This window comes from Vreelandella aquamarina (assembly GCF_900110265.1).
Taxonomy (GTDB): Bacteria; Pseudomonadota; Gammaproteobacteria; order Pseudomonadales; family Halomonadaceae; genus Vreelandella; species Vreelandella aquamarina.
Window position 1 is genome coordinate 1 of sequence record NZ_FODB01000074.1, and the last position, 13,804, is coordinate 13,804.

Annotated in this window: 11 protein-coding genes, 1 tRNA gene and 1 pseudogene; 10 read left to right on the forward strand and 3 right to left on the reverse strand. The window is 55.3% G+C overall.

The window, feature by feature from the left end:
• Nucleotides 1-253, reverse strand: a pseudogene (locus tag BMY49_RS15635) (IS1380 family transposase); the annotation flags it as partial.
• Nucleotides 254-484: 231 nt separating this feature from the next.
• Entirely contained in the window at nt 485-2,614 is a 2,130-nt protein-coding gene (locus BMY49_RS15640) for a TonB-dependent receptor domain-containing protein (protein ID WP_089675987.1), read from the reverse strand.
• A 289-nt stretch (nt 2,615-2,903) separates the two neighbouring features.
• On the opposite strand from BMY49_RS15640, the gene BMY49_RS15645 reads away from it, so the two are divergent.
• From BMY49_RS15645 to BMY49_RS15665, 5 genes are all read left to right on the forward strand, one after another.
• Nucleotides 2,904-3,839 (forward strand): ABC transporter substrate-binding protein, encoded by a 936-nt coding sequence (locus BMY49_RS15645; protein WP_089675988.1) that lies wholly within the window; start codon nt 2,904-2,906, stop codon nt 3,837-3,839.
• Nucleotides 3,840-3,895: 56 nt separating this feature from the next.
• Nucleotides 3,896-4,864, forward strand: a complete 969-nt coding sequence (locus tag BMY49_RS15650; protein WP_089675989.1) for a FecCD family ABC transporter permease — start codon at nt 3,896-3,898, stop codon at nt 4,862-4,864.
• A gap of 26 nt (nt 4,865-4,890) precedes the next feature.
• A complete protein-coding gene (locus BMY49_RS15655) occupies nt 4,891-6,021 on the forward strand; it encodes a FecCD family ABC transporter permease (protein ID WP_089675990.1) in 1,131 nt (376 codons plus the stop codon).
• Nucleotides 6,018-6,818, forward strand: coding sequence for an ABC transporter ATP-binding protein (locus BMY49_RS15660; protein ID WP_089675991.1), 801 nt, complete (start codon nt 6,018-6,020; stop codon nt 6,816-6,818). The genes BMY49_RS15655 and BMY49_RS15660 overlap by 4 nt, the downstream gene beginning before the upstream one ends.
• Before the next feature lie 107 nt (nt 6,819-6,925).
• On the forward strand, nt 6,926-8,701 hold the full coding sequence (locus BMY49_RS15665) for an ABC transporter ATP-binding protein (protein ID WP_089675999.1): 1,776 nt from the start codon (nt 6,926-6,928) through the stop codon (nt 8,699-8,701).
• 26 nt (nt 8,702-8,727) lie between these two features.
• Here BMY49_RS15665 and BMY49_RS15670 read toward each other — a convergent pair whose 3' ends face one another.
• Nucleotides 8,728-9,303: a hypothetical protein gene (locus BMY49_RS15670; RefSeq protein WP_089675992.1), complete on the reverse strand. Its 576-nt coding sequence runs from the start codon at nt 9,301-9,303 to the stop codon at nt 8,728-8,730.
• 138 nt (nt 9,304-9,441) lie between these two features.
• Between BMY49_RS15670 and BMY49_RS15675 the strand changes: the two genes are divergently transcribed.
• The 5 genes from BMY49_RS15675 to tnpA all read left to right on the forward strand — a co-directional run.
• A tRNA-Ile gene (locus BMY49_RS15675) sits at nt 9,442-9,518 on the forward strand.
• 97 nt (nt 9,519-9,615) lie between these two features.
• A complete protein-coding gene (locus BMY49_RS15680; protein WP_089675993.1) occupies nt 9,616-10,683 on the forward strand; it encodes a site-specific integrase in 1,068 nt (355 codons plus the stop codon).
• 66 nt (nt 10,684-10,749) lie between these two features.
• A complete protein-coding gene (locus tag BMY49_RS17300) occupies nt 10,750-11,796 on the forward strand; it encodes a hypothetical protein (RefSeq protein ID WP_143058145.1) in 1,047 nt (348 codons plus the stop codon).
• A gap of 692 nt (nt 11,797-12,488) precedes the next feature.
• Nucleotides 12,489-12,860, forward strand: coding sequence for a hypothetical protein (locus BMY49_RS15695; RefSeq protein ID WP_089675996.1), 372 nt, complete (start codon nt 12,489-12,491; stop codon nt 12,858-12,860).
• Between the two features lie 695 nt (nt 12,861-13,555).
• Nucleotides 13,556-13,804 (forward strand): IS66 family insertion sequence element accessory protein TnpA (tnpA, locus tag BMY49_RS15705; protein WP_089675998.1); only part of this gene is annotated, 249 nt, incomplete at its 3' end.

Sequence of the window (13,804 nt, forward strand, 5' to 3'; positions counted from 1 at the left end):
CCTTCTGCAGGGTCAGCAGTTGTTGGAAGGGCTTGTCGCGGCGGAAGTTCTCGACAGCGTCATAGTCGCTCATGCCCAGACACAGCAGGCCCAGGTAGCTCTTGATCACGTCACTGGTGCGCATGCCCAGCGTGGTGGGGAAGCGGCTGTCGATGCTGTCGACGCCAGCGATCTCGAAGCATTGCCCGATGATGGACAGCCCGGCGTGGCTGGTGAGGGTGCGGCGACTGGCGCGGAACTTTATGTTGGGCATGGCACTGTCTGGGTGAATGGCGATAATGGCTATATTGCCATGCAGGTCAGTGGGTTAGAAGTGCTTCCGGGGGCCGGTCTCACGGATTCAGGATATATTAAAACCATGAATTGTCGCTATAGAGGGAAGCTACTGCTGAGGCGATCCACAAAAAACATAAAAAAGCCCCGGTGCGTAGCCGGGGCAGCAAGTGAGCATTGAAACAGTAAGTGAAACTACATGGGCGTCTGTTTAGAACTCATAGCGAGCAGAGAGCCACAGGCGGCGACCCTCTTCGCTGTTGGCGTAAACGTTGCCGAAGCTGGTGCCATCGCCGTAGGCGCGGTAGTCGACAAAGTCTTTATCAAATAAGTTGTAGAGGGTGGCGCTGACGTTAAATTGGTCGGTAAACGCGTAACTGCCGCCTAGGTGAAACAGCGAGTAGGCTTTGAAATCCCCCAGGTCAGCGAAGGAGGGCGCGCCCCTAACACGTTCACGGTTGCGATAGCGCTCGCTGCGGTACTCGGCAGAGAGCCAAGTATCTAGCTTCGGTGTCGCCTGCCAACGCAGCGTGGCGTTCAGCGCGTGTTCGGGCGTATCAGTTAGCGGTTCGCCACGATTATTGCCGCTTTTCTGCTCGCTATCGGTGTAGGTGTAATTAGCGGATAAGCGCCAATCGGGGGTGAATTGATAGCTGGTGGAGAGCTCGACCCCCTGAGTCACCGCTTCATCGATATTCACGTCCTGGCTATACACGCCATCCGGGATAAGCGGGTCGTTTTCAATCAGGATATCGTTGCCGCTGGCAATTTTATCGTCGAACTGGTTGTAGAACAGCGTCGCGCTGGCGGTAAAGCCTGTTTGACTATCGTAGTGCGCGCCGATTTCGCTGCTGGTGCTGGTTTCCGGCTCAAGGTCCGGGTTGCCGATCGTCAGGATCGTGCCCTGGCCGGTCACCCCGTTAATACCCGAGTGAAGGTCATTCAGGGTCGGGGTCTTGTAGCCACGGCTCACACCGCCTTTTAATGTCCAGTTCGGTGTGGTGTTCCATACTAAATAGCTACGGGGGCTGAACTGGCTGCCAAACGCATCGTGATGGTCGTAGCGGCCGCCCAGCGTCAGCGCAAGATCATCCCGCAGCATCCATTCGTCTTCTGCAAAGAGCGACCAAGTGGTTTGCTCGAAAGTCTCATTGGCCAAGCCGTCATCCAACTCCGCATCCCACCACTGGAGGCCAACAGTGGTCATGTGGTTACCCAACGGCATAATAAACTTGCTATCCAGCACCGTATTGGTGGTTTCCAGCTTACGCGGGGCACCGCCAATAATGCTGGAGAAGCCCTCATAGGCAACACCCTCTTCACCGGGAATCGTACGGCCAGTGGTTTCAGTGGTGTTACGCATTAGGCTCGATTCCAGCGTGCCAGAGGCAAAGCGCCCAGTATGGCCGATAGCCACCTGTTCCCGCTCAAAACGTAGCTCGTCGGCATAGCCGTTTGCCACGCCAGGGTTGGGCGCACAGCTGCGGGTGCGGCCGTCCAACGTACCGAGTTGGCACTCGTCGTTGTTGTAGCGCTGGCGGTTCACCTCCCCATCCAGCCAAAGGTCGTGGCTGTCGTTAGGCGTCCAGGTTAGTTTGCCGCCCAGGTTGTACACATCGCCCTCTACCGGGCTAGGGCCGCGCTGGCTCACCTCAACCGGGTTGCCGTTAGCGTCGGTGTAGACAAGCTCTGATGCGTCACGCTCATAAAAACGCCCGCGCAGTTGAACGCCCAGCGTGTCCTCTACCAGCGGGCCGCTGGTGTAGAGATTGATTTCACGGCGGTCGCCAAAGTCACGATCTTCATTAAAAGTACTCTCGACGCCGACAGAGCCAACCCACTCGCGATCTACTCGGCGGGTAATAATGTTGATCACGCCGCCCATGGCATCAGAGCCATACAGTGTCGACATCGGCCCGCGAATCACCTCAATACGCTCAATGCTGGAAACCGGCGGGAAGAAGCTGGTCGAGGTTTCGCCAAAACCGTTAGGCGTGACGCTTCCAGCCGCATTTTGGCGGCGGCCATCAATCAGGATTAGCGTATAGTCGCTGGGCATACCGCGAATGCTGATATTGCTGCCGCCGGTTTTGCCCACCGAACCGCCGACATCTACCCCTTCTACATTACGCAGTGCATCAGCCACGCTGGTAATGCGTTCGCGCTGAAGCTCTTCTCTGGAAATAACCGAGATACTCGCCGGAGCATCCACCATTGCCTGCTCAAACCCACTGGCAGAGACAACAATGTTATCCAGTTGCGCTGATTCTTGCGCATTAGCCGCCGCAGTAACGCTAAGCGCGATGGCACTGGCGAGGGCGGTGCGAGTAAAGCGTGGCATGGCGATCCCCTGATATGAGTATTGTTTGCTAATGAAACTGATTATCAAATGAGTTGCGGATTCTAAGAAGAAAAGTTCCCACTTGCGAGATGGTTTGATCGAACATGGTGTTGCTGTTAATGGAACAGTGCCGGATGGGGAGCGCTTGCCTATAAAGGTTGTTAGTCCGCTAGCTAATATGGGCAGCCTAACGTTGCAGTAACTGCAACACCGCATTCGATGTAATAGGAGTGCAAGTGTTTTTGAGAATCGTTACTATTGGATTAACGGTTAATCAGGAGAGGCTCACATGCGACACACGTTACTGCAGCGCGGTTTACTGGGAATGTTGATGGGCGGCTTGCTGGTGGGCACCGCCCAAGCGCGCACGCTGGAGACGGCTTACGGCAACGTTGAGGTTGTTGATCACCCAGAGCGTGTAGTCACCCTATATGAAGGTGCGCTGGATGCCGCGCTGGCGGCGGGCGTGACCCCGGTAGGGGCGGTAACCACCCGTGGCGGCGACAACGTGGCAGAGTACGTGACCGACTACCTCAGTGCGAAAGAGCTCGAACACCCTGAAATTGTGGGCGTCGTGCGGGAAATTAATATTGAAGCAGTGCTGGCCCAGCAGCCGGACCTGATTCTAGCCGCAGCACAGCTTCCGGAGGAGCAGTACCAACTGCTATCGCAAATTGCTCCCACTGTGGTGCCCCACACGCAACCGCTAGCGGCCGATAACTGGGAAGCCGAAGCGCGCCTATTCGGCCAGGCTTTGAACCGTGAAGAGGCGATTGAAGAGGCCATTAGCGCCGTGGACCAGCGGGTAGACGCTATGGCGGAAGCGGTGGCCAAGGCGGAGGTGGGCGAAAATGCCTACCTGGTACGCTGGATGCCCGGCGGCCCCATGGTAATGTCGGAAAACCTGATTGCCACCGGCCTGTTAGAGCGCGTCGGCCTGGATGTGCAAGGCGGCGAGCTGATCGGTGAACGGGGCGTGCACAGCGACGTATTAAGCCTTGAAAACCTCTCTCAGGTAGACGGCGACTGGCTGTTTTTGGCCACGCTAAATGATGACGGCCAAGCCGCCCTAGATAGCGCCAAACAGAGCCCCGCCTTCAACCGCTTGAACGTGGTACAGAACGAACGAGTGGTGCCGGTCAACGGCCAGCTCTGGAGCAGTGCCAACGGCCCGCTGGCGGCCCAGGCGATTCTGGATGACATCGAGAATGCGTTATTGCCGTGATGCTACTTACCAAGGCTGGAAGTAGCGCCAGGTGGCGCTGCTCATCCCGACACTGGATGCTGATTCTGCTCACCGCCCTTGTGGCGGTGAGCGTCGTTAGTTTGTTGATAGGCGCAGGCAGCGTTGGCCCCCGCCAAGTGTTAGGGCTGCTAAGCGGTAGTGATCACGCGGAAGCGCGCTTTATCGTCTGGGAACTGCGCGCCCCTCGCACGCTAATTGGTATTGCCGTTGGCGTTGCGCTGGGCGTAGCGGGGGCGCTGCTGCAAGCGGTTTCACGCAACCCGCTGGCCGAGCCGGGCTTGTTGGGCGTGAGCGCTGGCGCTGCATTTGCTGTTTCCCTGGCGCTGGTATTAGGGGCCAGCGCGGCCACTTTACGCATTCCCGTGGCCCAGTTAGGGGCGCTGATCGGCTGCGTGTGCGTACTCAGCGTGGCGCGGCTGCGCGGTGTGGGGAGCGACCCGGTGCGCTTAGTGTTAGCGGGGGCAGCGTTTTCCGGGCTGCTCGGTTCGCTCAGCGCACTGATGCTGCTCTACGACCAGCGCGCCGCCGATGAGATTCGCTTTTGGGTAGTGGGCAGCTTGGCAGGAAGGCGGCTAGACGATTTATGGGCTGTGCTGCCCAGCCTGCTGGTAGCAGGGGCGGGCGTTGTATTGTTTGCCCGGCCGCTGGCCGCGCTGTCGCTAGGGGAGCGGGCCGCCAGCGGTTTAGGGCACCGCCCTGGGCTGATTCGCTGGCTGGCGGTGGGCTGCGTGGCGCTATTAGTTGGCGCGGCCACCGCTATTGCCGGGCCGATTGCGTTTGTGGGGCTGGTAGTGCCTTTTGTGGCGCGGGCCATCGCCGGGCCGGATATTCGCCGCACGCTCTGGTTCTGTCTGCCCATTGGCCCACTGATCGTGCTTACCGCCGATATTATCTCCCGTGTCGTCGTTGCTCCCTCCGAGCTGCCCTTGGGCGTACTCACCGCGTTATGCGGTGCGCCGGTGCTGATTGCGGTGGTGCGGGCCAAGCGCCTGCCGATGCTCTAACGCACTCTCTTTGGTTATCTGATGCTATGAAAATGACGGCAAAACAGTCGATGAGCGGTGTGGTACTGCCCCGCACATCCACCGCTTATCAAGAAGAGGTGAGCGCCCAAGCGGTGGCTGCCCCGCAGGGCTACTGGCGCGCTGCGCTGCCACGTTATGGGGTGAGTGTGCTGCTGGAAAAGCGCGCTGTGGCAGTAAATATCGGGTTGAGTGCCGCGCTGATGGCCGCCTGCGTGCTCTATTTAAGCCTGGGCAGCGTGACGCTTTCCCCCAATGCGGTGGTGGCTTCCTTAATAGGGCAGGGCGATAGCATGACCGCGTTTATGGTGCAGCAGCTGCGCTTGCCGCGCCTGATCGCCGCCTGCTTCACCGGGGCTGCGTTTGCGCTGGCCGGGGTATTAATGCAAACCCTGGCCCGTAACCGCTTGGCGACCCCCGGCATTATCGGCATCGATAACGGTGCCACCGCCTTTGCGGTGGCCTCGATTGTTGGGGTAGGCGTAGGGATTGCCCCGCCCGCCATGGCGCTGGCGGGGGCGACCACCGCCGCCGTGCTCACCTTTGGCCTAGCGGCGGGCAGCGGCACCCAGGGCTACCGCTTTATTGTGGCGGGCATTGGGGTGGGCGCGGTTTTTGGCGCGGTCACGCAGCTGATGTTGGCGCGGGTAGCGATTGATACCGCTAACGCCGCCTACCCCTGGACCGTTGGTTCCCTCAATGCCCGCCCGGCAAGCGCGGTACAGCTATTGGGTATTGGCTTGGCGCTGGGGTTGGTGGCCGCGCTGGCGCTGGCCCGCTCGCTCACGCTGCTGCGCTTTAAGGATGCCACCGCCAGCGGCTTGGGGACCTCTGTGAAAGCGCGGCGGCTGCAGGTGCTGTTACTGTCAGTGGTGCTTACTGCGCTGGCCGTTGCCGTGGCAGGACCGGTGGGATTGGTAGCGCTAATCGGCCCTGAAATCGCCCGCTCGCTCTCCAGCGCCCGCCATGTTCCCATTCTAGCCGCCACGCTGGCGGGAGCGCTGGTGATGGTGCTGGCCGATTTAGCAGGCCGCACGCTGTTTGCCCCCATCGAGATCCCCGTGGGGATTGTCACCGCCGTGGTGGGTGGCCCTTGGCTACTCTGGATATTAATGCGCCCGCAACGGAGCCGCCCATGACTTCATTACCCACGCTTTCCACCGATGCGCTCAGCATGAGCTACGGCCAGCGCCAAGTGATTCACGAACTCGGCGTTAGCTTGCCCAGCGGGCAGGTAACCGCCATTGTTGGCCCCAACGGCTGTGGTAAATCCACGCTGCTCTCTGGGCTTGCCCGCCTGCATAAACCCGACTGCGGTGCCGTGCTGCTCAACGGCCACGACATCGCCCAGATGCCCGCCCGCCAACTTGCCACCAAGCTGGCGCTACTGCCCCAAGAGGCGGTCGCTCCGGAAGGGCTGACCGTCACCGAACTGATTCGCTTTGGCCGCCAGCCCCACCAAGGCTGGCTGCGCCAGTGGTCGGCGGAAGATCAACAGGTGGTGCACCATGCGCTTGCCGCTGCCGGGTTGGAAGCGCTTTCCGACCGGCCGTTGGAAGCGCTTTCCGGCGGACAACGCCAGCGCGCCTGGATCGCCATGACCATCGCACAGCAAACGCCGCTTTTACTACTCGACGAGCCCACCTCCGCGTTAGACTTAGGCCACCAAATCGAAGTATTCGAGCTGGTGCGCGACCTGGCCTGCCAAGGCCGCACCGTGGTGATGGTGCTGCACGACCTCGCCAGCGCCTGCCGCTACGCCGACCACCTGATTGCCATGCGCGACGGGCAGATTGTTGCCCAGGGCGCGCCCGCTGAGGTGGTGACGCCTGCGCTGGTGCGGGAGCTGTATCAGGTAGAGTGCACGCTGCTGCTCGACCCCGATACCGGCAGCCCTTTGCTTGCCAACGTACGGCGGGCGAGCCAACCCGCGTAACGTGTCGACGGGTAACCACCCTAGATAACAACGTAAAAGGAATTGATGTGGCTTCTTCCCCGACCCGCGCTGACAAAGCGTCCGTCAATCAAAGCTTTCACGCCTTAATGCGCCTGTTGCGCTACGCCAAAGGCTATCGGCGGCAGATTATCACCGCCACGATTTGCTCGATTATCAACAAGCTGTTCGATATCGCCCCGGAAATTCTGATTGGCGTGGCGATCGATGTGGTGGTGAACCAGGAAAACAGCTTTGTGGCGCGGCTGGGGTTTGAATCGCCTCAAGAGCAGATCACCATTTTGGCGGTGCTCACCTTCTTTATTTGGGCGGGGGAGTCGCTGTTTGAGTACCTGTTCCAGATTCTCTGGCGCAACCTAGCCCAGCGGCTGCAAGCGGATATGCGCCAAGACACTTACGAGCACGCCCAGCGCCTCGACATGGCGTTTTTTGAATCGAAAAGCTCCGGTCAGCTAGTGGCCACCATGAACGATGACGTCAACCAGCTAGAGCGCTTTCTGGATGGCGGTGCCAACGCGCTGATTCAAGTAGTGGTGACGGTGGTGGCCGTAGGCGCGGTGTTCTTCGTGCTTTCTCCGCTGATCGCGCTGCTAGCGTTTACGCCGATTCCGCTGATCATTTGGGGCGCGTTTTTCTTCCAGCGCAAAGCCGGGCCGCTGTACAGCGACGTGCGCGAAAAAGTAGGCGACCTTGCCAGCCGTCTCTCCAACAATCTCAGCGGTATCGCTACGATTAAAAGCTTCACCAGTGAAGCGCGGGAAGCCGAGCGGCTGCGGGATGCCAGTGAAGCCTATGTGGAAGCCAACCGTCGCGCGATTAAAGTCAGTTCTGCGTTTATTCCGGTTATCCGCATGGCGATTTTGGCGGGCTTTCTCGCCACCTTTACTGTTGGTGGCATGATGGCGCTGAACGGCAGCCTCAACGTGGGCGCTTACGGCGTGCTGGTGTTTCTGACCCAACGCCTGCTGTGGCCGCTCACCGGCCTTGCTCAAGTGATCGACCTGTTCGAGCGCGCCATGGCTAGCACCAAACGGATTCTGGATTTGCTCGAAGTACCGATTACCGTAAAGGACGACAGCACCACGCCCTTGGCTGCCCAGGTAAAAGGCGACGTGCGTTTCGAAGCGGTGAGTTTTCAATATGAGACCAGCCAAGTAGGTGTGAACGGCGTGGATCTACACGTGCCCGCTGGCAATACGCTGGCGCTGGTAGGGGCCACCGGCTCGGGTAAATCAACGCTGATCAAACTGCTGCTGCGTTTTTACGACCCCGCCAGTGGGCGTGTGCTGGTAGATGGCCAGCCCATCACCGACGTAAGTATGCACTCACTTCGCCAAGCCATTGGCCTAGTCAGCCAGGACGTGTACCTGTTTGAAGGCAGTATTCGCGACAACATCGCCTACGGCCAGCCGGATGCCAACGATGCCGCGATTATCGATGCCGCCAAAACCGCCGAAGCCTGGAGCTTTATCGAAACGCTGCCCCAAGGGCTGGATACGCCGGTGGGCGAGCGGGGCGTGCGCCTTTCCGGCGGCCAACGCCAGCGGCTTTCACTGGCGCGGGCGCTGTTAAAAGACCCACCGATTCTAGTGCTGGATGAAGCCACCAGCGCGGTGGATAACGAAACCGAAGCGGCCATTCAGCGCTCGCTAAAACGCATCGCCCACGGCCGCACGGTGATTATGATTGCCCACCGGCTCTCCACCATTGTGCACGCCGATGAGATTGTGGTGATTGAAAAAGGCCAAGTGGCCGAGCGCGGCACCCACGCCAGCCTGTTAGCGGCGGACGGCCATTATGCCGCCCAGTGGCGGGTACAAACCGGGGCCGCCCAGGCAGGCGATGTTGAAGCGCTTAGCCACTAAGCGCCCATCAGTGGCTAAGTCAAGCGTTAGCGGTTCACCAGCAGCGCATTTAGCGTGACGGGCACATGCTCATCAATCTGCTGGTAGCCCAACATCGACAGCACGGTGCGCACCGTGCTGTTAGCCATCAGCGCGTTGCCATCCAGCGCCATGGGTTCGGCGTGGGTCACGCGCACCTCGTTTAACCCTTCGCGGGTAAAGCGCAGCGGCACCGCCTCTTCCTGGTTAATCAGGTCGGTTTGCACCCGAAAGGTGAGGGTTTCCACCATCGACTCGCCAATATCCAAGCCGTCTAACCGCTCCGGCGGCATTTGCGCCACCAGCGTCACCAGCGTGGTGTTCGCCAGCAAGCCCACCCATGGCGGCAGCTCCCCAAAGCGATTGAGCAGGTCGGTTTGGCTCAAGCGCAGCGGCAGGCGCAGCGTGCCATCGGCAGCAATATCGCCCTGCAAATTATTCACCTGATGGTGATGGGTTTGCGGGGCCTCACCATCCAGTTGGGTGATCGACGCCTGCACCTGAGACTGGCCAGGATCAAGCTGCCAATCCGCCTGCACCGGCAGCACCAACAGCAGCGGGAAAAGAGCCATCAAAGCTTTCAAAGCGATTCTCCATAGAAGCATTCACCACCAGACCCCAGCGCCGCCAATTAGTGCCGAAAAAATGCCGACTTCGCCGTAAGATAGCGCACCAAGGGGTAGCCTCGCCCCCCCACATTCGCTATTATATGCACGCTTTTCGGGCCTATAGCTCAGTTGGTTAGAGCAGGGGACTCATAATCCCTTGGTCGTAGGTTCAAGTCCTACTGGGCCCACCATTTAAATCAGTAACTTAGCATTTATATCTGGTGAGTCCCCTACTCCAAGGGTACAGTTTCGGTACAGTGCCGATCTTTCAGACCCTGGAGATTTTTTGTGGCCACCATCGTAAAGACCCCCTCTGCAACCTGGAAAGCCGTCATCCGCAAGTCGGGTTGGCCAACCATCGCAAAGACCTTCCGCACCAAACGTGACGCCCAAGATTGGGCACGCCGCACTGAAGACGAAATGGTGCGCGGCCTTTATATCCAGCGTAGTGCCTCAGAACGAATGACGCTTGAAGCAGCGCTAAAGCGCTACTTGGCTGATATAACTCCTACCAAGAAACCCAGCAGCCAGAAAAGTGAACGCCTCAAAGCCAATACGCTGATCGAGCATTTGGGTAAATACTCTTTAGCAGCTCTTACGCCAGAACTGGTCGCCAACTACCGTGACAAGCGTTTAAACAGTTTGGGACGCCGAGGTGAGCTAATCAGCCCCAATACCGTGCGCCTTGAGCTTGCCCTGCTTGGCCACCTATTTACGGTTTCAATTCAAGAGTGGGGGCTGGGCCTGACCTATAACCCTGTTCAGAATATCCGCAAGCCTAGCCCAGGGGAGGGTCGGAGTAGACGTCTTGATTCCGAGGAGGAGAAGCGGCTGTTCGCCGTGTTACGCCAGCACAGTAACCCTATGCTGGCATGGATCGCCAGAATCGCCCTAGAGACAGGTATGCGCTCGTCGGAGATCCTAACCCTCACTCGCAGCCAGGTAGACGTTAAACGCCGCCTGGTGCACCTTACTGACACCAAAAACAACGAAGCTCGCCTTGTGCCGCTGACTCAAGCCGCGACAGAAGTGTTCAAGCAGGCACTGAATAACCCCGTGCGTCCACTCGACTGTAACCTGGTGTTTTTCGGTGAGCCAGGCAAAGAAGGCAAGCGGGGCCCTTACGTCTATACGAAGGTTTGGAATCAGGCCAAGAAGAAGGCAGGGCTTGATGACTTTCGCTTTCATGATTTAAGGCATGAGGCAGTCAGCCGGTTGGTAGAGGCTGGACTATCTGATCAGGAGGTTGCTTCAATCAGTGGGCATAAGTCGATGCAGATGTTGAGGCGGTATACGCATTTGAGAGCGGAAGATCTAGTGGTAAAGCTAGATAGAATGAGGAACACCAATTCATGAGAGCAATAATTAATTGAAAAAACATTAAATATTAGAAATGTATTAATAAATTACTTGGAAAAAGCGATGTCATCAATAGAAAGTTTAAAAAACCAAAAAAGTAGATGGTTATTAGTCGCCCCAGTGAGCGGGCTAGTACTGACAACAGTAGTTAATGAAGAAATCACAATCAATAATATCACTTTTGTTAGTTCTACACGTTTACCTTATGTCAGGAAAAGGCTCGGCTTTCCGATAACTATAAATGAACTGAAAAAAAATCGTTGGGAAAAAGTGTTTTTTGAAAAAAATAGTGTTTATGCTATTGGCACCTTCGGTGGAGCTGGATTTAAAACAGAAGAAGAATTTCTTAAGTCTGTTAAAGATGAACTGTCAATTATTTCTTTATCTCAGCTTGGATGGGGAAGAAGGCGTAATAATGCATGTTTAACCATTTCTAGTGAGAAAAGTACAGGACATCTTCACTACTTAATGATAAACGTGATAAAAAAATCTTGGATGATGCACAGTGAATGGACTGGAAGACATGGAGATCTTTGGCTTGACAGCCGTTGGCATAATTACCATAAATTTAGCTTTTTTTATGAGCTGATTGAGGTTTTAAAAGGTAATATAAAAATCTCTGAGGGTTGGAAGTGTGACATAAAAAACGCTGCTTTACTTGCGGGAGAAAGCCAGGCAACTAGTGACCTGACACACGCATTTCTCTGGAATATGATAGCAATAGAAACACTCCTTACCCATCAAGGTGACTCTTATTCAAGTGCGCTTCCAAAACGTGTTGAAGCATTTATTGGGTGGACAACAGACTGGGCATTAAATGATTACGAGAACAAAATTAAGGAAGTGTATCGTAAGCGCTGTGTTTTTGTTCATGCTGGAAGGTCTGACGAGATATTAATTGAAGACTTGTTATTTACAGATAATATTTTAAATAACATTTTTCGTAATATTTTAAAGCATATGGATATTTTTAAAAGTAAAGAGGATTTAATAGGTTTTTCTCTCAAAGTTGAAGCTGAGCACGTCTTAGGAATTAAATCCAAAATTCGACCAAAGACCGTTTCATTTTCAAAAATGATTTATAATGATAAAGATTATGAAAAAATATAAGTTTTTAATTTATGAGATTTATTAGATAAAATTCTTGTGTAAGAATTTAAAGATTAATTTTTCATATTACTGTAGCTCATCAAATCCCCCAAACGCGATTTTACTGCAGCGGTCGTAAATCTATGCGGATGTTGAGGCGGTATACGCACCTTCGCGCGGAAGACCTAGTAGACAAACTCGATAAGGTTAAAAAATATGCAATCAATGATGAATAATTTCTATCAATAATGTGATTTTGATAGCCTTTCATGCCGTTGAATTATAACAATATTTTGTTTTATGTAAATGAGTGATGACCAAATCACTATAGGTTGGTAAGGACATATTAGATGTCTTGGTATTCGAGGATGGGGTGTTTTGGTCTTATAAATCAATTGCTTATATTTGACCTTTTTCTGGATATGTCAAAAGATACGCTCACTTACTCAAAACGCGGTGGACGTACCAATGACAACGGAAGAATACATGCTTCAAGAGTATGGCCCTCTGATGAGCCTGGGAGACATTGCGAATTTACTGGGGCGGTCTCCCGATGGGGTCCGAGTCGCCCTTTACTCTGACACGGATGTTTCCCGGAAACTTAAGCCGACGATGCTTCGGGTTGGCCGGCGGGTCTATTTTCGTACTCTTCAAGTCAAAGATGCGCTAACCCTCGAAGGCGATAGCAGCGATTCAGCTGTCGTAAAAAGCGTATGAATCAAGCAATCAAGGTCAGGCGGCGCGCATTTTCTGTAGTACCTGATGACATCCTGGCTGATGAGCGCCTGAGCTGGCGAGCCCGCGTACTACTCGCTTGGATGCTTGGGAGAAGCCCGGATTTCGACCTGCGAATCTGGTACATCCGCAAGGTCTTTCGGATTAGCCAGCAACAGTGGGTGAAAGCGCGCAAGGAAATGCAGGCGGTTGGTTATTTTCAGCAAGAGCGAATCCAGGGCGAAAAAGGGCGGCTTCAATGGGTCCACTTTGTTACCGATACCCCAGAACCGCCATCCCCCCAAAAACCACCTAATGGTAAACCATGTGCTGGCGAACAATCAGATGGGTCCCCAATACATGGTGAATAGGGGGATAAACCAAGATGAGTATTACCAACAAGAGTAATACCAAGAAGAGATTACTATTCGGAACCTAGCAAACAGAGCCTTAACACACCGCCCCCCGGCCCGTACCGGGCCTGGGTGAGAAAGGCGCCTTCGGCGCGGGTTCAACCGATTAATTCAAGGGAACCGAGAGTGTGAGTCCTTCGCATACGATTCATTACCGTGACATTGATAGGTACTGCGACAGTCTTGAACGAGTAGGAAATGTGAATATTATCTTGAAAGCCAATCGAATCAACGGCTACGCACTCTGGATTGAAAACGTAGGTGACATACGGAAAGTCGTTGATGATCGCGGTAACCAAGTCTGGTTTAGAACAGTAGACCAAGCGTTGGAGGAACTCATTAACATTTCTTATTTAAGCAATCAGATTACTGTTGATAAAACCAATTGGTGACGCTGGGAGCTTCTTCCAACATTTTTTCTTAACTGGGTATCGCCCATCTACTTAACCGGCTCCGCGCTGCGCCCGGTATGACTTGCTGGAATAGACGGCATGACTACGTGGAAAGGCACGTTGTGATAGCCCGATAGGGTGCGCTCCTGGATGGGGAGCAAGACCGCTGCTGATGTGTAAGCGTTCATTCCACGACGTTCTGCCACCCTGCTGAAAATCGCCCTACAGTAACCTCACACTTTCCAACACGAGGTTACCCCCATGAGAAAGCACCGCACACCCGAACAGTGGCAGGCTCTGGTCAATCAGCAGCGTGACAGTGGTCTGTCAGCTTCGAAGTTCTGCAAACAAGAGAACATCGGCTACGCCAGTTTCTGTAACTGGCGCAAGCGCCTGTCCGATCAGGCGGCCGGTGACTCAGCGGATTCCGGCGAAGCCGGTTTTCTGGACCTGTCCTCTCTGATGGGTGCGGCGCAGTCCGGCCCAGGCTGGAACATTGTGCTGAGCCTG